We start from the raw sequence: 21,410 nt of genomic DNA, 5'->3' as shown, positions 1-21,410 counted from the left end.
GAGGCCCACAACTGGCGTGGGCCGGAGGCCGGTTCAGCAGGGGACGACGGCCACCGGTCCGAGCGCGTGCGTCACCGTCGTCTGGGCGACGGGGGAGAGACCGAGGCCCAGCTCCTCACCGCCCTTGCGCCGGCCGACGACGGTCAGGGCCGCCGTGCCCGAGGCCGTGACCAGGGTGCGCGAGGCCGAACCGCTGACCGGTTCACGTACGACCTCCACCTGCGGGTACTTCTCCTGCCAGCCCGCCGTCACCTCCGCGAGGTTCCGCTCCGCCGCACCCGCCGCCGCCTCCCGGTCGAAGACGGGGCCGCCGGACAGCATGGAGGAGAACATCGTCCACCCGTGCACCAGCCGCAGCCGGGCGCCGGGCCGGGTCACGGCCGTCGAGAAGGCGAACTCCAGCACCGCCTCGCTGCTCTCGTCGGCGGCCACCCCGGCGACGATGTCCGGGAAAGCCTCCGCCACCTCGTCCTCGTCCTCCTCGCGGCTCTCCCCGTGGACGACGACGACCGGGCAGGCCGCCATCGACGCGACCGCCAGACTGTTGGAGCCGATCATGAGGGAACGGAAGCCGCCCAGACCGCGCGAGCCCATCACGACCATCGAGGCGTCCTGGCTCAGCGAGATCAGGGCCGCCGCCGGGAAGTCCAGCGGGGCGAGGGTCGACGGGTGCAGCTCCGGAGCGAGCAGCGCGGTCCGCCGTACGGACTCCGTCAGCAGTTCCTCGGCCTCCCGGAGCTGGGTCTCCTGGCTCATCCGCCGGGTCGGCGGCCTGACGTGCACGATCATCAGGGGCAGCTGCCTCCGGACGGCCTCCTGGGCGGCCCGGTCGAGGGCCTGCCGGCTGTGCGCGGAACCGTCGACTGCGGCGATCACGGGAAGGTCGGTGGCGCTCATGATTCCCTCCAGGGTCCGGTGGTGCACGGTCCGAACCTACGGTCGCACAGCGGCGGCCGCCCGGAACGCACGCCCGTCCGGGCCGGGCGTGATCCGAACGAGCGCCCTAGTCGTGGTTGTGGGTCGAGGAAGTGTCCTCGGGGGGAACCGCCCGGCCGCCGTCATGTCCGCTGAGCACGACCGCGAGCACGGCCACGACGACCCCGGCGACCGCCAGTCGGCCGGTCAGGCGCAGGGCCCAGCCCGCCGGTGAGCCGGTGCCGGGGCGGGGCAGGCGCTCCGAGCGGCGCGCGGGCCTCAGCAGCCGCAGAAGCAGCAGGGCCGCGATCGGGAGCTGGAGGAGCCAGACGCTGGTCCGGAACCACCCGTCGTACCAGACGTTCGTCCCGTACAGCAGGGTGTGCCAGACGCTCAGGACGTACACGACGATCACGCAACGGTGCAGGACCCGCCACGTCCTGGGGCCGATGCGGTGCCGGACGTAGAAGAGCAGGCCGAGCGGGATCGCGAGGTACAGCGCGGCCTGGCCGACCGGGATGGCGATCCGGCCGGTGCCCGAGTCGTACCCGCCGGGTACGAACGCCTCCACGAACGCGGTGGCGAGCGCCGAGTGCCAGCGGGCGGTGTCGTGCCGGATCAGCTCGGCGGCGAAGAGCAGCGCATGGGCCGCGATCAGCGCCATCGTGTTGAGACTCGTGGTGCGGTGGAGGCGTTCGAGACGGGGGCCGGACAGCGGGAGCCGGCGCGGACGGGGACCGGAGAGAACCAGACCGAGGACGACGGTGCCCCACGCCCACAGCAGTGCGGACCAGCCGAAGGCCTGGCTCAGGAAGTACATCCAGAAGCCGCCCGCGTCGGCCATGAACGGCATGACGGACACCGTCGAGGAGGTCTTGGCCCTGATCCGGACGTAGAGCAGGACGAAGACGGCCCCGGTCACGGCCAGGGCGACCAGACCGTCGGGCAGGGAGGCGCGGAGATCCGACCGCAGGGTGGGGCGTGGCTGCCGGTCTCCGGTGCCGGAGGCGGGGGGTTCGGCCTCGGCGGGTTCGGGTGCGGCGGGCGCTGGGGACGGCTTCATCGTGCGGCCTCTTCAGTCGCGTCGGCGGTGCGGCGGGTGCGGTCCCGGGCCATCGGGCGTACGGGGATACGTCGTTGGAGCAGTCGGGGAGAGGGCGAGGAAAGTTCCCCCGGGTTCGGTGTGACATGGATCACCTGGTGGTCATGTCGCGTGATAGTGGGTCAACCGGCGTGGTTTCAGGACTTGAGGGTCTTCTCGTCGGGGCGGGTGGCGCTGGCACGATGGCGGTCATGGGGGCCGGACCCGCACTCCGCTTCGTACGCGCCGTGATGTTCGCGGTCGTGTGCGTCGCCGTGTCCGGGCTCGGGCACGCCCACATGTCCGGCGGGTCCCTCCCGCTACCCGTGCTTGCGGCCGCCCTGGTGCTGGTGACCGGCGCGGGGTGGTGGCTGGCGGGCAGAGAACGCACCGCTTCCGTCGTCGTCGCGGCGAGCACCCTGGGCCAGGTGGCACTGCACACCTTCTTCAGCTCACTTCCGTCCGCTCTGCCCGGCCCACCCCCGACGGCCGGTCACACGGCGGCCGGTCACCATTCCGGCGCCATGGACCACTCGGCGCACGAGGCGATGGCCGGCGGAACACCGGACCCGGCGGCCCTCGCGTGGGCCTTCGACGGTTCCGTGCTCACCACGGGCATGGCGGCGGCCCACCTGGTCGCCGGTCTGGTCTGCGGCTGGTGGCTGTGGCGCGGCGAGGCGGCGCTCGTCCAACTCGGCCGCTCCCTCGCGCTGTTCGTCTGTGCACCCCTGCGTACGGCCTGGCGGCTGTGGACCGTGGGGTCGCCCGCGGGACCGGTCGCACGAGGGCGCACGCGGCGCAGGCCGGGACGCCGCCTCCAGAAACTTCTGCTGCTGCACGGCCTGTCCCGTCGCGGCCCGCCCCCGCGCATCCTCCCCGTCCGGCCTTCATCCGCCCACTGACCTGCCGGGCGGCTTCCGGGACGTGCGCGCGGCCCGCGCGCACGCGCCCGTGACAGGCATGCCGGTTCCCGCTTCCTGACGCGCGGCGACAGGCGGGGGAGCCGGTCACGAGGAGCCCGTGTGTCCACCCCGCGGCTCCGCGAAAGACGCGAAGGACGTGTTGTGATGACCCCTGCCCCGATGCTTTCCGCCGTACCGGTGCCATCCGCCGCCCGGAGGTTCCCCGCCCAGCAGCGGGACTTACAGATCACCGGCTGGGCGCTGGCCGCCGGCGGTGGAGACCGTGAGGCGGCCGAGCAGTTCGTCCGGGCGACGTACGACGACGTACGCCGCTTCGTCACGTACCTCGGTGCCGACGGTCCCGGTGCCGAGGATCTGGCCCAGGAGACCTATCTGCGGGCCATGACCGGCCTGGCCGGGTTCGCGGGACGGTCCTGTGCCCGCACCTGGCTGCTGGCCATCGCCCGGCGCGTCGTCATCGACGGCTACCGCACGGCCGCCGTCCGGCCGCGGATCGCCGACACGGCCGACTGGCTGGGCGCGGCCGAACGCGCCCAGCCCCGCCACGGGCCGGGATTCGACGAGACCGTGGCGTTGTTCGACGCGCTGCGGACCATGGACTCCGCACGGAGCCAGGCCTTCGTGCTCACCCAGCTCCTGGGGATGTCGTACGAGGAGACCGCGGACACCGCGGGCTGCCCGATCGGCACGGTGCGCTCCCGTGTCGCGCGCGCCAGACGTGACCTCGCGGCGGTCTGGAGTACGGAGCCGTCGGTGCCGGCCGGCGGGCCCGGTCCCGGAGCCCTACGGCCGTGATCCGACGGGCTCGCCGGGTTGCTCCGGCGGCCGTCGCCTCCTCCGTCGTCGGAGGGTTCCCGTGACCGGGACCGTCCGGCGACGGAGGAGGCACGCGGGAAGGACCAGTGCCTGGAGGCATACGGCCACCCAGAACGCCCGGACCGAGCCCGCCCCCTCAGCCGCCGCGTACAACTGGCCCCCGAGGACGCCGCTCCCGAACGCGCCGATGCCCGCCGCCAGCCGCTGCCGGCCGAAGACCGTGGCGGCGGGCGCGGACGAACGGGTCAGCGCCTCCAGGTCGTTCTTCAGGAAGAGGACGATCTCCCCGAGGCACATCAGCACCGCACCCGCCCCGATACCCACGTACCCGCCGAAGCCGATGACGGCCGTCCCGGCGGCCATGGCTCCGAATCCCACACGGATCGCGTTCCGGTAGCTCAGCGCGGCGATCCGGCGCGACAGCAGCGGCTGGGCGATCACCAGCAGACCGGCGTACCCCATCAGTACGGCCCCGTAGAAGGACGCGGAAGTGCGCGGCACCGCGTACAGGGCCAGGTAGTGCTGGAAGAACATGAAGACGTACACGCCGAGGACGGTTGCCGCGAAGGGCGAGGGCCCCGTGGGGCGCCCCTTTTCGACAGGCGCGGGGGCGGGGGCGACGGCCCGGCCCGTCGTCGGTCCGGAGGCGGCCGGCGGCAGCAGCGCATGCCCCGCGCCGACGAGCGCGAACAGCGCGGCGACGCACGAGAACAGCACGGCCGGCGAACCCAGGACGAACGGTGCGGCGGCGGGAGGCCCGAGGGCCATGCCCGCGTTGAACGCCGAACTGCTCGCCGACAGCACCCGGGGCCGCTCCGCCTCCGTGGCGCCCTCCACCAGATACGCCTTGTTGGCCGGCAGATAGAGGGCGGCCCCGCACGACACCAGCAACAGGGCACCGACCGCGACGACCGGGCTGTGCAGTCCCGGAAGGAACGCCGCGAACCCCGCCGTGCGCAGCGCCAGCGCCACCAGCATCGTCGCCCGCAGACCGATCCGGCCGGCCACCGCCCCCGCCGCCGCGCCTCCGGAGAACTGCACCAACGAGGCGACGGCGAGCACGAATCCGACCGTGCCGAGCCCCAGCCCGAGCCGTTGGTGCAGCAGCACCGACATGTACGGCAGGACGGCGAAGCTGCCGAGGGTGATCAGGAACGAGCCGGCCAGCAGGAACGCCTGCGGGCCGGTGACCCGCCTCCCGACGGCCGTGGCCTCAGGGGCCACCGGTGACGAGGGGCCGCACCCGGGTGGCCGCGCTCCACGCCCGGTGCTGCGCCAGCTCCGCCGTCGCCGCCTCGGCGAGCACGATGCCCGTGCACCCGCGCTGGTCGCCGACATGGGGCAGCGCGTCGCCCGGTTCCCGTGTGGGATACCAGCGCACCGCGCCGGGGAAGGAGGCCAGTTCGTCCAGCCCGTGCCAGCCCTTCAGGACACCCGGATGGTCCGCGTAGACGAGAACGAAGCCGAACGCGGGCCCCGGGGAGCCGAGTTGTGCGTCCATCAGACGGGGGCGCCGGCCGAGCGCCTCCTCCATCATGGCGGTGTAGACATTCGTCCCCAGCGAGCGGCACAGGACCTCGCCCACCAGTGCCCCGCCGATCCGCCGGTTGATCTCCACCAGCTCGGGGCCCCCGGCCGTGAGGACGAACTCCACGTGCGCGAAGCCGCTCAGGTGCCCCGCCGCCGGCAGGACCCGGCCGACCCACTCCTCGATCCCGCTCCGCTCGGCGTCCGGCAGGGCGACAGGAAAGGCGGCGGCCTCTTCCCGTACCGCGGGCTGCCGGGACGTCTGGCGGCTCGTGACGCCGAGCAGCCGTGTGGTGCCTTCCCAGCTGATGGTCTCCGCGCTGTACAACGGGCCGGACAGGAAGCCCTCCGCGAACAGCCCTCCCATGAGCGGGCGTTGCGCCGCTTCGTCGAGCGCGGCGCGCAGCGCCTCCTCGTCGTGGACGACCCAGACGTCGCGGGAGGAGGTGCCCGCGGAGTCCTTGAGCACCGCGGGCAGACCGACCTGGCGCAGCACGTCCCCGGCCGCGTCGCCGCCCCATTCGACGCGCACGGCGGCGCTGCCGCTCAGGCCCCGGCGGTGCAGGAGGCCGCGCACCCGGGACTTGTCGCGCAGCACCCGCACCGCTGCCGGGTCCGGCCCCGGCAGTCCGAACTCCGCGGCGAGATCGGCGGCCGGCACGCTCCAGGTGTCGGTGGTGTTGATCAGACCGGCCAGACCGGGGACGGCGGCCAGCGCGCGGCGGACCGCGACCGGGTCGTGGGTGTCGACATCGACGACGCTCAGCGCATCGCCGGGGAGGGCGGCCAGTTCGTGCCGGTACACCGAACGGTCGCCGGTCAGCAGAGACAGACGGTGTCCGGTCTCCGCGGCGGCCGCGACCATGCGGCCCAGGCCGAAGGAGAGCGATTCGAGTGCGGCGAGAGTCATGGCGTCAGCTCCACGGACGGTACGGGTTCGGGGGCGCCCTCACCGGCGCAGCGACCGCCCGGCGGTGCGGCGCGGTGGGCCCATTCCATGACCGACCACGGGGGGCGCAGCTCGGCGAGTGATCCGATGGACAGGGGCCGGAGCCCGGTCATGTCCTGTGCTTCGGTGTGCCGGGAGAAGACCCGCTCCGCGTACCGGTGGCCGGTGTCGGCGCCGAGCACGAGATGGAGGCGTTCGGGGTGCCGGGCGGCCTCCCACGAGGCGACGAGGTGAGCCGCGCCGGTGGACAGCCCCGCGAACACCGCGTGCTCCCGCAGCAGACCCACCGCCCCGGCCATCGCGTGCCGGAAGTCCAGCCAGTGCACCGTGTCGTACAGCTCGTGGCGGACATTCCGGAACGGGATGGAACTGCCGATTCCGGCGATGATCGCCTCCGGGTCGCTGAACTGCTCGCTGCCGAACGTCACGCTGCCGAACGGCTGGATGCCCACCAGCCGCACCGCCCGCCCCGACGCCCGCAGGGCCTGGGCGAGCCCGCCGGTGGACGCTCCCGTGCCCACGGCGCCCACGACGGTCACCGGCCCCTCGGGCAGAGCGGCGGAGACGAGGTCGGCGCACTCCCGGTATCCCTCGTAGTGGACGGCGTCGTGGTACTGCCGCATCCAGTGGAAGTCCGGACGGTCGGCGAGGAGCCGGCGCACATGGCGCACCCGGCGCTCCTGGTCGAGCAGGAGGCTCTGCGAGGGGGGCATCTGGTCGACCGTGGCGCCCAGGATCTCCAGCTGGGCGCGCATCACCGAGTCGACCGTCGTGGATGCCACGATGTGGCATCGCAGACCGTAGCGGTGGCAGGCCATGGCGAGGGCCAGCGCGTAGATACCGCTCGAACTGTCGACCAGCGTCTGACCCGGCACGATCCGCCCGCGCCGCAGCAGCGAGCGGACGGCGCCGAGCGCCGCGTACACCTTCATCGTCTCGAAACGGGCGAGCACGACATTGCCGTCCAGCCGGATGAGGTCGGGGGCCTTGACGGCGTCGGTGATGTGCTCGTGGACGGCCCGTGACCCGGCAGGCGCGCCCGTGAGCGGAGGGATCGCCTCCGCGCGGCGGCTCACTTGCGCCGCCCACGGACGATCAGCCGCTCGGACCGGTGGTCGTAGCCCGATCCGTCGAAGCCGCCGAAGCACTCGACATCGGTGAATCCGGCGGCCTCGAAGAGCGCGTGCAGTTCGGCGGCGCTGTAGAGCCAGGACGTCAGCGACGCCGTGCGCGCCGAAGTGCCGCGCACCAGCGTCCAGTCGGTGCGCAGCCGCCGCCAGCTGTCGAGGACGGTGTCCCGCTGGACGACGTACGAACCGTCCGGCAGATCCACGGCCTGCGGGCGCCCGATCCAGCCGGCCAGCACCTCCTTGCCCATGACATCGACCAGCAGCTGCCCGCCGGGAGCGAGGCTCTCCCAGGCGTTGCGCAGGACCCGCAGATTGTCGTCGGGGTCGTCGAAGTACCCGAAGGACGTGAACACGTTGAGTACGACATCGAACGCGCCCGGAGCCGTGTACGTGAGCATGTCGGCCCGCTCCAGCCGCACATCGGCCCCCGCCTGCTCGCAGGCACTCCGTGCCCGGTCCAGCATCGTCGGCGAGAGGTCGACCCCCGTGACGGCGTAGTCGCGGTGGGCCAGTGGCACCAGGAAGAGCCCCGGACCGCAGCAGAGATCGAGCACACGGCAGCCCGGTGGGAAGTCCAGCAGGGGCGAGGACTCCACCAGGGCGGCCGCGGTCGCGGTGCGGCCGGCGGAGAACATCGTGGGCGCGAAGTCGGACCACAGGGAGTCGTCCTCGTACCAGTGCATGCCTGTCGGCCTCCTCCTGGGCCACGCGGGCCCCTGATACCGCTCGTGTCACTCTGCTTCGTCCCAGTAGTCGGTGGGCTCCCGCTCCTGGTTCCCGGAGATCGCGACAGAGGAGGAACCCGGTGGACCGGGCCGCGGCCCACCGGGTCCGGGCGGCGTCAGAGGCCGACGAGCCGTACCTCGGTGGCCTTGATGCCGGCGAACACGGCGCTGCCCTCGTGGAGGCCCAGTGCGGCGGCGGCCGCCGGGGTGATCTCCGCGACGAGTCCCGGCACACCCTCGCAGTCGACGAGAATCCGCAGGCGGCTGCCGAGCGCGGTGATCTCGCGGACGGTGCCGGCGTAGACGTTGCGGGGGCTGCCCTCCGGCCGGTCGCGGTGCAGAGAGACCGCTTCGGGGGCGATGACGGCGAGCGCGTCGCTGCCCGGCGCCACGGGTTCCGCGGCCACCAGGTGGGCGCCGCCGCTCAGTGCGAGGCCGTCGGAGGTGGCGGTGCCCGTCCAGGCGTTGCCGCCGAGCATGCGGGCGACCCAGGGCGAGCGCGGATGCCGGGTGACCTCGGCCGGAGGGGCGTCCTGGATCGTCCGGCCGTCCTCCAGCACCAGGACCCGGTCGGCCAGTGCGACCGCTTCGACCGGGTCGTGGGTGACGATCAGGCAGACCCCGGCGAAGCCGTCGAGGTGGGCGCGCAGGGTGTGGCGGACCTGGGCGCGGGTGGTCTGGTCGAGGGCCGCGAGCGGTTCGTCCAGGAGCAGCAGACGGGGGCGGGCGGCGAGGCCCCGGGCCAGTGCGACACGGCCCGCCTGACCGCCGGAGAGCTGGGCGGGGCGGCGGTGGGCGAGGTGGCCCACGCCGAGCCGGTCGAGCCACCGCTGCGCCTCGCGCCGCGCCTCGGCCCGGGGGACGCCGTGGGCGCGGAGCCCGTACGCCGTGTTGGTCAGGGCGCTGAGGTGCGGGAAGAGCGCGCCGTCCTGGGGGACCCAGGCGACGCCCCTGCGGTGCAGCGGCAGGTCGGTGACGTCGTCCTCGCCGAGGCGCAGTTCGGCGTGGGCCCTCGGGGTGAGTCCGAGAAGGGCGCGCAGGAGGGTGGTCTTGCCCGCCCCGTTCGGGCCGACGACGGCGATGGTGGTGCCGGGCGCGGCGTCCAGGGTGAGCTGGTTGAAGCCGGTGACCACCGCGTGGAGCGGCCACTGCTGCTTGGGGGCGGCCTGCTCGGCGGGTGCGGGGACCGGCGGCCCGGCCGGGGGCCGCGTGGTGTCGTCGGCCGGAGTGCGTGCCTCCCGGACGCGGCCTCCCACTCCGCCGGTCCAGCGGCCCCGCAGCGCGACGAGGACGGCCATGGCGATGGCCAGCAGAAGCAGGGAGACGGAGGTCGCGGCCTCCGGCGAGTCCTGGAGCAGCAGATAGACCTGAAGGGGCAGGGTCTGGGTGGTGCCGGGCAGATTCCCCGCGAAGGTGATGGTCGCGCCGAACTCACCGAGCGCGCGCGCCCAGGTCAGCGCGGCGCCCGCGGCGAGCCCGGGGGCGACCATCGGCAGGGTGACCGTCCGGAAGACCCGCAGGGGCGACGCCCCCAGGGAGCCCGCGGTCTCCTCGTACGCGGGACGCAGCCCGGCGAGCGCGCCTTCGAGGCTGATGACGAGGAACGGCATCGCGACGAAGGTGGCGGCGAGCACCGCACCGGAGGTGTGGAACGGCAGCGTGATGCCGAACGTGTCCTCCAGCCACGGCCCGAGCAGCCCGCGCCGCCCGAAGGCCAGCAGCAGGGCCACGCCCCCGACCGTGGGAGGCAGCACCATCGGCAGCAGCACGAGCGAGCGGACCAGGGCCTTGCCGGGGAAGTCCACACGGGCCAGCAGCCAGGCCAGCGGCACACCGAGGACCAGGGAGAGACCCAGCGCCCAGAACGAGACCAGCAGCGACAGTTTCAGGGCCTCGGTGACCCCGGGACTCGTCAGATGGGTGCCGAGGTCGCTCCAGGACGTACGCGCCAGGATGCCGACCAGCGGCATGAGGAGGAACGCGATCGCGAGCAGCGCGGGGACGGCCAGAGCCAGGGGAGTGCGGGCGCCGGAGGTGCGGCGGCGAAGGCGTCTCATCGGCGGTTCCTGAACTGACGGGGGCGGAGGCCACGGGGACGACGGGGGAGGGGAACGGCCCGTCCCCGGGGAGCCGTGCGGTTATGGCTGCTGGAACCCCGCGTCCTGAAGGATCTTCTGCGCCTCGGGCCCGCCGAGCCACTTCACGAACGCCGCCGCGGCCTTCGCGTGCTCCGACTGCCGCAGTGTGGCGGCCGGGTAGGAGGCGACGGCGTTCTGCCCCTCGGGGATGTCGACCGCGTCGACCCGGTCCGCGTCCGACGCGGCATCGGTCCGGTAGACGAGACCCGCGTCCGCCTCGCCGAGCGCGACCTTGCTGAGGACCGCGCGGACGTCCGTCTCCTGCGAGACCGGCTTCACGGTGAGCTCTTGGGCGTCGAGGATCTGCTTGCTGTACCGGCCGACCGGCACCTCCGGTGCGGCGAGGACCACTTTCAGGCCGCGGTCGGTCAGGTCCTCCAGGCCCTTGATCTTCTCCGGGTTGCCCTCACCGGTGGCGATGACCAGCCGGTTCTTCGCGATCACGGTGGGGGTGCCCGTTTCGGACGTCAGCCCGGCCATGGTCTTCGTGTCGGCGGTGACCAGCGCGTCCGCCGGGGCGCCCTGCTCGACCTGGGCGGCGAGCTCCTGGGAGCCGGCGAAGGAGAACGTCACCTTCGTGCCGGGGTGCTCCTTCTCGTACGCCGCGCCCGCCGTCGCGAACACGTCGGTGAGGGAGGCCGCGGCGAGGACGGTGAGTCTCGTTTCCGGCGCGCCGGAGGCACTGTCCTCGCCGTCCCCGTCGCTGCCGCAGGCGGCGAGGGGAACGAGCAGGGCGGCGGTCAGGGCGGTCACGGCGAACCGGCGTCCGGTGATCGTGGAAGGCATGGGCGGGGCTCCTCGGGAACGCGCCGGACGGGCCGCACGGCAGCCGGCTGGGGGTCAGGTGCGGTCGACGTGCACGCTGGTCGACTTCACGCGGGCGGTGGCCCGCATGCCGACGGCAAGCCCCAGCTCCTCGACGGCCTCGCGGGTCAGGAGCGAGACGATCCGGTGCGGGCCGGCCTGGATCTCGACCTGGGCCGCGACATCGCCGAGTTTGACCGCGGTGACGATGCCCGGGAAGGCGTTGCGCGCCGAGGTGAAGGACGGGTCCTCCTCCTCGCTCCCGGGGCGGCCGACCTCGACGGCGAGGGCCGCGAGGTCACGCCCGTCGATGAGACGGCGCCCGGCCTCGTCCCGGTGGGTGGCCACCCGTCCCGCGTCGGCCCAGCGCCGGGCGGTATCGGGACTGACGCCGAGCAGTCGGGCTGCCTGACCGATGGTGTAGGACTGCATGTGCGACAAGATATTCGGATTCATCTCGCATCTGCAATGCGATTCGCTCATTTTTGGAGCACCTGCGGAAACAGCTGGAGGATGATCCAAAGGCTGCGGAGGTCCGCGGGAGTCATTGACGCGGATGATGTTCGATTCTACGGTCCCGTTCGAGGTTGCGAGCAGCATTCGACATGTCGAACACTCAGAGACTGATCGAGGGACCCATGACCCGTTCCGCCCGCTTCACCCTCCACCCCGACTACGCCGTCGGCGACGTGGACCCACGGCTCTTCGGATCGTTCGTCGAGCACCTGGGCCGCTGCGTGTACACCGGTATTCACGAACCCGGCCATCCGTCGGCCGACGAGGCGGGTCTGCGTACGGACGTCCTCGCCCTGATCCGCGAACTCGGGGTCACAGCGGTGCGCTACCCGGGCGGCAACTTCGTCTCCGGCTACAAGTGGGAGGACTCCGTCGGCCCGGCCGAGGAACGCCCGCGCCGGCTCGACCTGGCCTGGCGCTCCACCGAGACCAACCGCTTCGGGCTCAGCGAGTACATCGGCTTCCTCAAGAAGATCGGCCCGCAGGCCGAGCCGATGATGGCCGTCAACCTCGGCACACGGGGCGTCGCCGAGGCGCTGGAGCTCCAGGAGTACGCCAACCACCCCGCGGGAACGGCCCTCTCGGAACTGCGCGCCGCCCACGGCGACAAGGATCCGTTCGGGATTCGCCTGTGGTGTCTGGGCAACGAGATGGACGGCCCCTGGCAGACCGGACACAAGACGGCCGAGGAGTACGGCCGGCTGGCCGCCGAGACGGCCCGGGCCATGCGGCAGGCCGACCCGTCCGTCGAACTCGTCGCCTGCGGCTCCTCCAGCCAGGCCATGGACACCTTCGCGGCGTGGGAGGCCACGGTCCTCGCCGAGACGTACGACCTCGTCGACTACGTGTCGCTGCACGCCTACTACGAGGAGACCGACGGCGACCGCGACTCCTTCCTCGCCTCCGCCGTCGACATGGAGTCGTTCATCGAGAACGTCGTCGCCACCTGCGACCACGTCGGCGCGCGCCTGAAGTCCAAGAAGAAGATCAACCTCTCCTTCGACGAGTGGAACGTCTGGTACATGACCAAGTCCATGGCGGAGGCGGAGGAGGCCGCCGTCACCTGGCCCGAGGCCCCCCGGCTTCTGGAGGACATCTACTCGGTCACGGACGCCGTCGTCGTCGGTTCCCTGCTGATCGCCCTGCTGCGCCACGCGGACCGGGTGACCGTCGCCTGTCTCGCCCAGCTCGTCAACGTCATCGCCCCGATCCTGGCGGAGCCGGGCGGCCCGGCGTGGAAGCAGACCACGTTCTTCCCGTTCGCGCTGACCTCGCGGTACGGGCGTGGGCGCGTCCTGGACGTACGCGTGGACTCACCGACGTACGAGACGCGGAAGTACGGCGAGGTGGACCTGCTGCACGCCACCGCCGTGCACGGCGAGGACGGCACTCTCACCGTGTTCGCGGTCAACCGGGGCCGGAACGGTCCGCTGCCGCTCGACATCGAGCTGGCCGGTCTCGGTCTCACCGAGGTCATCGGGCACACCGCGCTCAGCGACGCGGACCCCGGGGCCCGCAACACACTCGACGACCCGGAGCGCGTCGTTCCGCACGCCGTCGGCGGTGCCACTCTCACGGACGGCCGACTGCACACCGTCCTGGAACCGCTGTCCTGGAACGTCATCCGTGTCGGCCGCTGAGCCGTCAGGCTCCGTACAGCACGTCCCGCAGGAAGGCGTTGGTGAACGTGGCCGACGGGTCCAGCTCGCGGACCAGTGCCTCGAAGTCCGCCATCCGCGGATACCGCTCACGCAGCCGCTCCGGGCGCACGGTGAACACCTTGCCCCAGTGCGGACGCGGGGCGAACGGAGCGAGACGCTCCTCCAGGAGTGCCAGCACGGGCAGTACGTCGGCGGTCTCCGGCACCCAGGTGAAATGCAGCCCGACCGTGTCCCGGCCGTGCGCGGGGCTCAGCCACTGCTCGTCCCCGGCCATCGTGCGCACCTCGCAGACCTGGAGCACGGGCGCGACGGCCTCCCGTATGTCATCCAGCACGGTCAGTGCCGCCACCGCGTCCGTGCGCGCCACCAGGTACTCGGACTGGAGCTCGGCGCCGCTGCTGGGGGTGAACTCCGCGCGGAAGTGCGGCAGTCGCTCGTGGGCGGGGCCCGGCGCGCCCAGCTGCGGCGTGCAGTTGACCGCGGGCATACCCGGCACCGGGTGGAGCTGTTCGAGGGCGGGCGCCGCCCAGGGGAAGCCGGGCCGAGGCTCGTCCGCACGGCACTTCAGCCACACCTGACCGAAGGAGGAGTCCCGCCACCGGGTGAAAAGACTGACGCTGTAACCGGCCGACGTGATCGCGTCGAAGTGCGTCAGCGCGTCGGAGAGTTCCAGGCCCGTGTGGACGTACTGGCGCACGTCGAATCCTGGCACCAGGTCCAGCGTCAGCGAGGTCACCGCACCGAGCGCGCCCAGCGCGACCACGGCGCCACCGAAGCGCTCACCGTCCTTGTCACGGCTCAGCGTCCGCAGCTCGCCGTCGGCGGTGACCAGTTCCACCTCCCGGACCGCTGTCGCCAGCGCGCCGTTCGCATCGCCGGAGCCATGCGTTCCGGTGGCGACGGAACCGGCGACGGAGATGTGCGGCAGCGAGGCCATGTTGTGCAGGGCGAACCCCCGCTCGTGGACCCGCCGCGCCAGCTCCGCGTAGCGCACCCCGCCCGCCACCCGCACCGTGCGCGCCGCCGTGTCCACGTCCACGGCCGGCGGCAGCCCGGCCAGCGACACGAGCACGTCGTCGCTGTCGGCGATCGTGTTGAACGAGTGCCCGCTGCCCAGCACCCGTACATGCCGCCCGTCCGCGACCACGCGCCGCAGCTCGTCGAGAGAGGCCGGGCGGAGCACCTCACGGGCCGTGAACCCGATGTTCCCGGCCCAGTTCGTCACGGTCGTGCACAGGTCGTCCGTCGTCATCGCGCTTCTCCCCAGCCCTGGTCAGCCCTGGCCCCACAACGGTCGAGGGGGCCGCTAGGGCCTCTCGTACGGATCATGCCGGGTTCGCCGGGGTCTGGCACGCATCTCCCCCCAAGCTCTCGGCTTCGCTTGAGCAGGGAGGGGCCCCTCCTGCGTTGTCGTCAATCACCAACTCCCCCGAGGCCTTGAGGGCCAGGGGCCCCCCTTCGCGTTGCCTCAATCCTCCGCCTCTGCTGTTCACGCAACAGCGCCCCGCACCTGACCGTAGCGTGCAGTACGTGGTGGAGGAGCAGGATGTTCCGGTAGACCGAACGGCAGGGGACGGGGGTGTGGTTTCTGCGGAGGGCGGGGCATCATTTGCCCAACGCGCGTACCCCGTAAGCGGCGCGGGGCCAGACGGACGGACGAGACATGTTCAAGATCCCTGACCGTGTCGCTGACCTCTTTGGCGACCATCGGCTCCGCGTCGAGTTCGAGCGGGCGCTCAAGGCTGCCAACTGCTTCGACCAAGGCCAGCGCATGTACCTCGATGACGGCCCATTTTCTGGTGCCGTACAGGTCGTTGACCAGGCGCTCCAGGCCGTCGACCTCGCTGCGATAGCGGAAGGCGACCGCAACATGGTCGCCGGGGTAAGGGCTCTGTCGCGGCAGCTGAAGCTCTCGGGACACGCCATGGCGCAGGCTCGCGAGGCCAGAGAGTTTGCACGCGACGACTGGCACGAGTTGCTGTCTTTCGTGCGCACGGGGATCGACCGCTGGGAGGCGCAAGCGGGCCACGACGGCCCGGCCCTGTGCGAGCAGTGGATCGTCGACGTGTGCGAGTACTTCCTATCGGGCACCAATCCCGCTGAAGACCGCAGCGACTCCTACGCCGCGCTGCGCCAGCTCGCCACACACTTCTCCGGGAATGCCGGGTTCCGGCCGGATTGGGCCCTCAGAGTGTCGTAGCACGCGGGCGTTCACCGGAGGCCGACCCGTACACGTTGGGCCAGCCCCCGGTGTTGCTTGCTACTTCTCTCCGAACGGTGCGGGGCCGCTTCCCTGGATCTCGACGTTTCCCGACCCGGCGTCGCCGGATGTGGCGATGAACTCGCCCTCACGCCCGTCCGGCAGACGCAGGGTCGCAGGTCCGTCATCGAACCAGTCCACGGACGGGTCGGCTTCGAGCGAGCCGTCCCACGAGTGCAGACCGTGGTCGGCGTGGATGGCGAGGTCTGCGGTGACGGGGATTTCGTCGCAGCCGATGAGTGCGACGGCGGGCCCTTGGTAGGTAGTCATGTGGTGCAGTGTGCCCTCCGGATCTGACATCGAGCGGGCGGTTCCTTGCCGAGGGCGGTCCCTCCCTGGGACCGATGGCTCGCAGGGGCGAATCGCATCCAAGTCTCTCTGGTCTCTGGCTGGAGGGCGCGACGCCGGGCGACCGAGAGCGTCTTGGCTCCCTGGTTCAGCCTGCGGATTCACCCGCATGCGGACTCAATACACCCGCGCTGACCAGCACGAACAGCAGGATGCCCAGCAGCACGCGGTAAATGACGAACGGCATGAAGCTCTTGGTGGTAATGAACTTCATGAACCATGAGATGACGGCGTACCCCACACCGAAGGCGATGAACGTCGCGAAGATCGTCGGGCCCCAGGACACATGACCGCCCTCGCCCGCGTCCTTCAGCTCGAAGACGCCCGAGGCCAGCACCGCGGGAATCGCGAGCAGGAACGAATAGCGGGCCGCCGCCTCGCGGGTGTAGCCCATCAGCAGACCACCGCTGATCGTCGCCCCGGAACGTGACACACCGGGAATCAGCGCCATCGCCTGGCAGAAACCGAAGATCAGGCCGTCCCTGACGCCCAGCTCCTTGAGCGACTTGCGCTCCCTGACCGCGCGGTGCTTGCCCCCGGCCTCGTCACGGGCGGCGAGACGGTCCGCGATACCGAGGACGATGCCCATGACGATCAGCGTCGTCGCGATCAGACGCAGATCACGGAACGGTCCCTCGATCTGGTCCTTGAACGTCACGCCCAGTACGCCGATGGGGATCGAGCCCACGATGACCAGCCAGCCCATCTGGGCATCGTGGTCACTGCGCATGGAGGCGTTCGTCAGCGAACGGAACCAGGCCGAGACGATCCGGGAGATGTCCTTGCGGAAGTAGATGAGGACCGCCGCCTCCGTGCCGATCTGGGTGATGGCGGTGAACGCCGCACCCGGATCGTGCCAGCCCGCGAACGCGGCGGTGAGCCGCAGGTGGGCGCTGGAGGAGATCGGCAGGAACTCGGTCAGTCCCTGAACGAGGCCCAGGACGAATGATTCGAACCAGCTCATGGGGCTAAGGCCATCCCGGAGGTGATCATGCATCGGCCGACGGACGCGAGCCCGTCGGCACCGTGCGGATTGCGGTCATGAGGGACGGGACGTCTGCGCCCCGGAGATCCTTTGTCGGTCGCGGGCAGCGTATCGCCTGTCGGTGAACGCGCCTCCGCCTGCCCCCTAGCCGCCCAGCCGGTGGCGCTTGCGCCAGGCGACCAGGGCGGCGCCCGCACCCGACAGCACGATGAAGCCCATCGCCGCCAGGAATGCCGGGGACGTCGGGGAGGAGGCCTCACTGCCCGCGACGACGTACGCGGCCGTGTTCGGGATCGAGCCGAGCCCGGTGGCCAGCAGGAACGGCGGATACCCCATCCGCGAGGTCGCCGCGCAGTAGTTGGCCGCGGCGAACGGCACCCCGGGGAAGAGCCGCAGCGCCAGCATGGAGCGGAAGCCGTGCCGGCTGAGCAGCCCGTCCGCCGCCTTCAGCCACCGGCCGCGCAGCAGCGTACGGAGCGCGTCCTGCCCCAGCACCCGGCCCAGCATGAACGACACGCCCGCCCCGAGCACCGTGCCCGCCAGCGCCGCCACCAGACCGGCCTGCGCGCCGAAGAGCGCGCCCGCCGCGAGGTTCAGGAGCGGACGGGGCACGAACGCCACGGTGCACACCCCGTACGCGAGACCGAACACCATCGCCGCGGTGCTGCCCGTCAGCTCCGGCGGCCAGCCGGAGGCGAGCAGCCGCTGTGGTTCGAACAGGAGCATCGTCGACGCGGCGGCGAGCAGCACCACCACGAGCAGCGAGAACCGGGACCACGGGGAGAGCAGCGCCCTCGTACAGCGCACTGCGAGACCGCCGGCGGGCCGGGCGGCGGGGACGGGGTCGAACATTCGGGGAGAGTAACCGAAAGGCGTGTGTGATCGCCGTAATGTCCGTCGGTTCACCGGCGCGGGCGAACTCCCTTCCGGCGGCGGTCCCCTGGGGAAACAGCCGCCGGCCCCCTGGGAAAACCATTCGACGGCCCCGCCGCCGTCGGCCATGATCAGGGACATGTTCCGGTACGCCTTCCTCGCAGCGCAGTCCGCAGTCGCGGACGCGCCGAAGGCTGCCGTACCCACCGCGACGGCCGTGGCAGCGCCCATCGGCGGCGCCCGAAGCTGACCCTCCCCCGACAGTCCGGCGGACCCCGTAAGGGGAGGGTCGGCGGGGCCCTGGGGTCTTCTCTCTCAGCTTCGAACTCCAAGGAATGAGCCATGCCCAAGACGGCATACGTGCGCACCAAGCCGCACCTCAACATCGGCACCATGGGCCACGTCGACCACGGCAAGACCACCCTCACCGCGGCCATCACCAAGGTGCTCAGCGACCGGGGGACGGGCACGTTCGTGCCGTTCGACCGGATCGACCGGGCGCCCGAGGAGGCGCAGCGGGGGATCACCATCAACATCGCGCACGTCGAGTACGAGACCGACACCCGGCACTACGCGCACGTCGACATGCCGGGGCACGCCGACTACATCAAGAACATGGTCACCGGGGCCGCCCAGCTCGACGGGGCGATCCTCGTCGTCTCCGCGCTCGAAGGCGTCATGCCGCAGACCGCGGAGCACGTCCTGCTCGCGCGTCAGGTCGGTGTCGACCACATCGTCGTCGCCCTCAACAAGGCCGACGCGGGCGACCCCGAGCTGACCGACCTGGTCGAGCTGGAGGTCCGCGACCTGCTGTCCGCGCACGGCTACGGCGGTGACACCATCCCCGTCGTCCGGGTGTCGGGGCTGGGCGCGCTGGACGGCGACCCACGCTGGACCGCGTCGATCGAGGGATTGCTGGACGCCGTCGACACGTACGTACCGATGCCGGTGCGATACACCGACGCGCCGTTCCTGCTGTCGGTGGAGAACGTGCTCACCATCACCGGCCGCGGCACCGTCGTCACCGGAGCCGTCGAGCGCGGAACGGTCCGTGTCGGCGACCGGGTCGCGGTGCTCGGCGCGGACATCGAGACGGTCGTCACCGGTCTGGAGACCTTCGGCAAGCCGATGGAGTCCGCCGAGGCCGGGGACAACGTCGCGCTGCTGCTGCGCGGAGTGGAGCGCGACCGGGTCCGCCGCGGCCACGTGGTGGCGGCGCCGGGCAGCGTCACCCCCAGCCGCCGCTTCACCGCCCAGGTGTACGTCCTGTCGGGGCGGGAAGGGGGCCGCACCACCCCGGTCACCACCGGCTACCGGCCGCAGTTCTACATCCGTACCGCCGATGTCGTCGGAGACGTCGACCTCGGGGACGCGGCCGTGGCGCGCCCCGGTGAGACGGTCACCATGACCGTCGAGCTCGGCCGCGACATCCCGCTGGAGCCCGGCCTCGGCTTCGCGATCCGTGAGGGCGGCCGGACGATCGGCGCCGGTACGGTCACCGCACTGCTCTGACCGGTCGCACCCGCCTCCCAGGCCCTCAGGGGCCGGGAGGCGGGTCAGGCGCCCCCGTCCGACCCGCACAATGGGGGAGTGAACGAGCCGATACCCGTCATCCGCGACGTCGACCACGGCACCGCCCGGCTGCTGCCCGATGTGGACCGCGACCGGGCCTGGCTGCTCACGGTCGACGGCGCCCCGCAGTCGTACGTCGACCTGGACGATCCGACGTACCTGGAATTCGAGTACGTACGACGCCTCGCCCACGTCCTGGACTGCGCGGCGGCCCCCGGCGCCGCCCTCGACGTGATCCACCTCGGCGGCGGGGCGCTCACCCTGCCCCGCTACACCGCCGCCACCCGGCCGGGTTCGCGGCAGGACGTGGCGGAGGCGGACCGCGGGCTGCTGGCCCTGGTCACGGAGCAGCTGCCCCTGCCCGCGGGGGCGGGGATCGGCATGCACGGCACGGACGCCCGCAGCTGGCTCGAACAGGCGCCGCCGGAGTCGGCGGACGTCCTGGTCGCCGACGTCTTCGGCGGCTCCCGGGTGCCCGCCCACCTCACGTCCGTCGAGTACGCGCGAGCCGCGGGACGGGTCCTGCGCGCGGACGGGATCTACGCGGCGAACCTCGCTGACGGTACGCCCTTCGGATTCCTCCGTTCCCAACTGGCCAATTTCGCGGCGGTCTTCGAGGACCTCGCCCTGATCGCCGAACCCGCCGTGCTGCGGGGCCGGCGGTTCGGCAACGTGGTGCTCGTCGCCTCGCACAGTGCCCTCGACACCGGACCACTGGCCCGCCTCTGCGCGGGCGACGCCTTCCCGGCACGGGTCGAGTACGGGGCGGCGCTGACCCGGCTCATCGGCGACGCGCAGCCGGTGCGGGACAGCGAGGCGGTCGCCTCACCCGAGCCCCCTGCCGGTGCCTTCAGCATCGGCTGAGGACACCGCGGGCAGCCTCGCGGACGGGAGCTTCGCGGCGTCCCCCACGAGATCCTTGTCGGTGCGGCCGCCCGTACGGCGCGTCAGATTGCGTACGTCCGGTACGAACAGCACGAGCGCCGTCACCAGGACGACCAGCGCCGCGCACCCCCACAGCGCCTGGCTCCGGCCGACGATTCCCTCCACCGGGCCGGCCACCGCGGTGGACAGCGGCACCATGGCGACGGAGCCGAACCAGTCGTAGGCCGACACCCGCGACAGCTTCTCCTCCGGAATCTCCTGGTGCATCGCCGTCATCCAGGAGACACCGAACACCTCGATCGCGACCCCGCTGACGAACATCACGGCGGCCAGTCCGGACACCGGCAGCGGCACCGCCAGCGCCGCCGACGGCAGGGCCAGCGGAAACACACAGAGGGTTCCGGCCAGCAGGAGCCGCCGCGGCTTCCAGCGCATCATCAGCAGCGCCCCGGCGAGGGTGCCGACGCCGAACGCGGCGAGTGCCAGCCCCCAGGGGGCCGCGCCGCCGAGTTCGTCCCGGGCGACCAGCGGCCCGTACACCGACTCGGCCGCCGCGACGACCGCCACGACCACGGAGAACTGGGCCACGATCGCCCACAGCCAGGGCCGGCCGGTGAACTCCTGCCAGCCCTCGCGCAGATCGGCCAGCAGCCCGCCGCCGGCCGCGCGCACGGGGATGTGACTCACGTCGAGGAACGCCCGCAGAGCCCCGGCGACGGCGAAGGCGGCGGCGTCGACGGCGAGCACCCAGCCCGGGTCCATCGCCGCGATCATCGCCCCGCCCAGTGCCGCGCCGCCGATGGCCGCGCCGTGCATCGACATCCGGAAGAGCGCGAACGCGCGACTGGCGTGCTCGGCGTCGACGCTGGACATCAGCATGCCCTCGGCGGCCGGGTTGAAGAACGCCTGCCCCGTTCCGCAGAGGGCGGTCAGCAGCATCATCTGCCACAGCTGGGCGTCTCCGGTCAGGACCAGCCAGGCGAAGGCGGCCTGCGACACGCAGTTCAGGGCGTTGGCGGCCACCATCACCCGGTGGCGCGGCAACCGGTCGGCTATCGCGCCGCCGATGAGCAGGAAGAGCACCAGGGGCGCCGTCCGGGCGGCGGCGACCAGTCCGACGTCGCCGCCGTCGCCTCCCGACTCCAGAACCGCGAACGCCGCCGCGATCAGCGCGCCATGGGTACCCAGGCTCGTGATGATCGCGGCGGCGGTCAGCAGACCGTAGTTGCGGCCGGCGCCGACAGGACGCGCGGCAGGGGCGGGAGGTACGGAGGCGGAGGTCACCAGGGGACTATCGCCACC

General features: G+C 72.1%; 20 protein-coding genes. 6 read left to right on the top strand and 14 right to left on the bottom strand.

Annotated elements, in window-relative coordinates; genetic code table 11:
- Nucleotides 1-33: 33 nt before the first annotated feature.
- Both AC07FA_RS30405 and AC07FA_RS30400 read right to left on the bottom strand, forming a co-directional pair.
- Entirely contained in the window at nucleotides 34-897 is an 864-nt protein-coding gene (locus AC07FA_RS30405; protein ID WP_479079520.1) for a universal stress protein, read from the bottom strand.
- A 106-nt stretch (nucleotides 898-1,003) separates the two neighbouring features.
- Nucleotides 1,004-1,978: a ferric reductase-like transmembrane domain-containing protein gene (locus AC07FA_RS30400; RefSeq protein ID WP_479079519.1), complete on the bottom strand. Its 975-nt coding sequence runs from the start codon at nucleotides 1,976-1,978 to the stop codon at nucleotides 1,004-1,006.
- Nucleotides 1,979-2,208: 230 nt separating this feature from the next.
- Here AC07FA_RS30400 and AC07FA_RS30395 point away from each other — a divergent pair, with 230 nt between their 5' ends.
- Both AC07FA_RS30395 and AC07FA_RS30390 read left to right on the top strand, forming a co-directional pair.
- Nucleotides 2,209-2,898: a hypothetical protein gene (locus tag AC07FA_RS30395; RefSeq protein ID WP_479079518.1), complete on the top strand. Its 690-nt coding sequence runs from the start codon at nucleotides 2,209-2,211 to the stop codon at nucleotides 2,896-2,898.
- A gap of 165 nt (nucleotides 2,899-3,063) precedes the next feature.
- Nucleotides 3,064-3,714, top strand: a complete 651-nt coding sequence (locus tag AC07FA_RS30390) for a sigma-70 family RNA polymerase sigma factor (RefSeq protein WP_479079517.1) — start codon at nucleotides 3,064-3,066, stop codon at nucleotides 3,712-3,714.
- Here the strand turns inward: AC07FA_RS30390 and AC07FA_RS30385 are convergent.
- The 7 genes from AC07FA_RS30385 to AC07FA_RS30355 all read right to left on the bottom strand — a co-directional run bounded on the left by AC07FA_RS30385 (nucleotide 3,703) and on the right by AC07FA_RS30355 (nucleotide 11,440).
- Entirely contained in the window at nucleotides 3,703-4,959 is a 1,257-nt protein-coding gene (locus tag AC07FA_RS30385; protein ID WP_479079516.1) for an MFS transporter, read from the bottom strand. The two genes, AC07FA_RS30390 and AC07FA_RS30385, sit on opposite strands and share 12 nt — an antisense overlap.
- The gene (locus tag AC07FA_RS30380; RefSeq protein ID WP_479079515.1) at nucleotides 4,949-6,172 is read right to left on the bottom strand and encodes an ATP-grasp domain-containing protein; all 1,224 of its coding nucleotides are present in this window, start codon (nucleotides 6,170-6,172) and stop codon (nucleotides 4,949-4,951) included. Before AC07FA_RS30380 ends, AC07FA_RS30385 begins: the two co-directional genes overlap by 11 nt.
- Nucleotides 6,169-7,287: a pyridoxal-phosphate dependent enzyme gene (locus tag AC07FA_RS30375; RefSeq protein WP_479079514.1), complete on the bottom strand. Its 1,119-nt coding sequence runs from the start codon at nucleotides 7,285-7,287 to the stop codon at nucleotides 6,169-6,171. Before AC07FA_RS30375 ends, AC07FA_RS30380 begins: the two co-directional genes overlap by 4 nt.
- On the bottom strand, nucleotides 7,284-8,024 hold the full coding sequence (locus AC07FA_RS30370) for a class I SAM-dependent methyltransferase (protein WP_479079513.1): 741 nt from the start codon (nucleotides 8,022-8,024) through the stop codon (nucleotides 7,284-7,286). The genes AC07FA_RS30375 and AC07FA_RS30370 overlap by 4 nt, the downstream gene beginning before the upstream one ends.
- 158 nt (nucleotides 8,025-8,182) lie before the next feature.
- The gene (locus tag AC07FA_RS30365) at nucleotides 8,183-10,123 is read right to left on the bottom strand and encodes an ABC transporter permease (RefSeq protein ID WP_479079512.1); all 1,941 of its coding nucleotides are present in this window, start codon (nucleotides 10,121-10,123) and stop codon (nucleotides 8,183-8,185) included.
- 81 nt (nucleotides 10,124-10,204) lie between these two features.
- Complete coding sequence (gene modA / locus AC07FA_RS30360) at nucleotides 10,205-10,990, bottom strand: molybdate ABC transporter substrate-binding protein (protein ID WP_479079511.1); 786 nt, start codon at nucleotides 10,988-10,990, stop codon at nucleotides 10,205-10,207.
- A 54-nt stretch (nucleotides 10,991-11,044) separates the two neighbouring features.
- Nucleotides 11,045-11,440 (bottom strand): TOBE domain-containing protein, encoded by a 396-nt coding sequence (locus tag AC07FA_RS30355; protein WP_479079510.1) that lies wholly within the window; start codon nucleotides 11,438-11,440, stop codon nucleotides 11,045-11,047.
- Nucleotides 11,441-11,646: 206 nt separating this feature from the next.
- On the opposite strand from AC07FA_RS30355, the gene arfA reads away from it, so the two are divergent.
- Entirely contained in the window at nucleotides 11,647-13,164 is a 1,518-nt protein-coding gene (gene arfA, locus AC07FA_RS30350; RefSeq protein WP_479079578.1) for an arabinosylfuranosidase ArfA, read from the top strand.
- A gap of 4 nt (nucleotides 13,165-13,168) precedes the next feature.
- Here arfA and AC07FA_RS30345 read toward each other — a convergent pair whose 3' ends face one another.
- The gene (locus tag AC07FA_RS30345) at nucleotides 13,169-14,437 is read right to left on the bottom strand and encodes an FAD-binding protein (RefSeq protein ID WP_479079509.1); all 1,269 of its coding nucleotides are present in this window, start codon (nucleotides 14,435-14,437) and stop codon (nucleotides 13,169-13,171) included.
- 411 nt (nucleotides 14,438-14,848) lie between these two features.
- Here AC07FA_RS30345 and AC07FA_RS30340 point away from each other — a divergent pair, with 411 nt between their 5' ends.
- Nucleotides 14,849-15,385, top strand: coding sequence for a hypothetical protein (locus AC07FA_RS30340; protein ID WP_479079508.1), 537 nt, complete (start codon nucleotides 14,849-14,851; stop codon nucleotides 15,383-15,385).
- 60 nt (nucleotides 15,386-15,445) lie between these two features.
- Here AC07FA_RS30340 and AC07FA_RS30335 read toward each other — a convergent pair whose 3' ends face one another.
- From AC07FA_RS30335 to AC07FA_RS30325, 3 genes are all read right to left on the bottom strand, one after another.
- A complete protein-coding gene (locus AC07FA_RS30335) occupies nucleotides 15,446-15,715 on the bottom strand; it encodes a hypothetical protein (protein ID WP_479079507.1) in 270 nt (89 codons plus the stop codon).
- A gap of 166 nt (nucleotides 15,716-15,881) precedes the next feature.
- Nucleotides 15,882-16,757, bottom strand: a complete 876-nt coding sequence (locus AC07FA_RS30330) for an undecaprenyl-diphosphate phosphatase (protein WP_479079506.1) — start codon at nucleotides 16,755-16,757, stop codon at nucleotides 15,882-15,884.
- Nucleotides 16,758-16,922: 165 nt separating this feature from the next.
- Nucleotides 16,923-17,630, bottom strand: a complete 708-nt coding sequence (locus tag AC07FA_RS30325; protein WP_479079505.1) for a TVP38/TMEM64 family protein — start codon at nucleotides 17,628-17,630, stop codon at nucleotides 16,923-16,925.
- 363 nt (nucleotides 17,631-17,993) lie between these two features.
- Between AC07FA_RS30325 and tuf the strand changes: the two genes are divergently transcribed.
- Together tuf and AC07FA_RS30315 are read left to right on the top strand one after the other, a co-directional pair.
- Nucleotides 17,994-19,163, top strand: a complete 1,170-nt coding sequence (tuf, locus tag AC07FA_RS30320) for an elongation factor Tu (RefSeq protein WP_479079504.1) — start codon at nucleotides 17,994-17,996, stop codon at nucleotides 19,161-19,163.
- A gap of 78 nt (nucleotides 19,164-19,241) precedes the next feature.
- A complete protein-coding gene (locus AC07FA_RS30315) occupies nucleotides 19,242-20,087 on the top strand; it encodes a spermidine synthase (protein ID WP_479079503.1) in 846 nt (281 codons plus the stop codon).
- On the opposite strand, the gene AC07FA_RS30310 is transcribed toward AC07FA_RS30315, so the two are convergent.
- Nucleotides 20,049-21,392, bottom strand: a complete 1,344-nt coding sequence (locus AC07FA_RS30310) for an MFS transporter (RefSeq protein ID WP_479079502.1) — start codon at nucleotides 21,390-21,392, stop codon at nucleotides 20,049-20,051. The two genes, AC07FA_RS30315 and AC07FA_RS30310, sit on opposite strands and share 39 nt — an antisense overlap.
- Nucleotides 21,393-21,410 lie beyond the last annotated feature (18 nt).

The sequence above is a fragment of the Streptomyces sp. NPDC045968 genome, assembly GCF_056430475.1.
Note: the sequence above shows the minus strand (reverse complement) of the source record. Positions and strands in the feature narration are given on the sequence as shown.

Coding starts and splice junctions, on each gene's coding strand:
- AC07FA_RS30405 (WP_479079520.1), bottom strand. CDS start 897: ATGAGCGCCACCGACCTTCCCGTGATCGCCGCAGTCGACGGTTCCGCG.
- AC07FA_RS30400 (WP_479079519.1), bottom strand. CDS start 1,978: ATGAAGCCGTCCCCAGCGCCCGCCGCACCCGAACCCGCCGAGGCCGAA.
- AC07FA_RS30395 (WP_479079518.1), top strand. CDS start 2,209: ATGGGGGCCGGACCCGCACTCCGCTTCGTACGCGCCGTGATGTTCGCG.
- AC07FA_RS30390 (WP_479079517.1), top strand. CDS start 3,064: ATGACCCCTGCCCCGATGCTTTCCGCCGTACCGGTGCCATCCGCCGCC.
- AC07FA_RS30380 (WP_479079515.1), bottom strand. CDS start 6,172: ATGACTCTCGCCGCACTCGAATCGCTCTCCTTCGGCCTGGGCCGCATG.
- AC07FA_RS30370 (WP_479079513.1), bottom strand. CDS start 8,024: ATGCACTGGTACGAGGACGACTCCCTGTGGTCCGACTTCGCGCCCACG.
- AC07FA_RS30365 (WP_479079512.1), bottom strand. CDS start 10,123: ATGAGACGCCTTCGCCGCCGCACCTCCGGCGCCCGCACTCCCCTGGCT.
- modA (WP_479079511.1), bottom strand. CDS start 10,990: ATGCCTTCCACGATCACCGGACGCCGGTTCGCCGTGACCGCCCTGACC.
- AC07FA_RS30355 (WP_479079510.1), bottom strand. CDS start 11,440: ATGCAGTCCTACACCATCGGTCAGGCAGCCCGACTGCTCGGCGTCAGT.
- arfA (WP_479079578.1), top strand. CDS start 11,647: ATGACCCGTTCCGCCCGCTTCACCCTCCACCCCGACTACGCCGTCGGC.
- AC07FA_RS30345 (WP_479079509.1), bottom strand. CDS start 14,437: ATGACGACGGACGACCTGTGCACGACCGTGACGAACTGGGCCGGGAAC.
- AC07FA_RS30340 (WP_479079508.1), top strand. CDS start 14,849: ATGTTCAAGATCCCTGACCGTGTCGCTGACCTCTTTGGCGACCATCGG.
- AC07FA_RS30335 (WP_479079507.1), bottom strand. CDS start 15,715: ATGACTACCTACCAAGGGCCCGCCGTCGCACTCATCGGCTGCGACGAA.
- AC07FA_RS30330 (WP_479079506.1), bottom strand. CDS start 16,757: ATGAGCTGGTTCGAATCATTCGTCCTGGGCCTCGTTCAGGGACTGACC.
- AC07FA_RS30325 (WP_479079505.1), bottom strand. CDS start 17,630: ATGTTCGACCCCGTCCCCGCCGCCCGGCCCGCCGGCGGTCTCGCAGTG.
- tuf (WP_479079504.1), top strand. CDS start 17,994: ATGCCCAAGACGGCATACGTGCGCACCAAGCCGCACCTCAACATCGGC.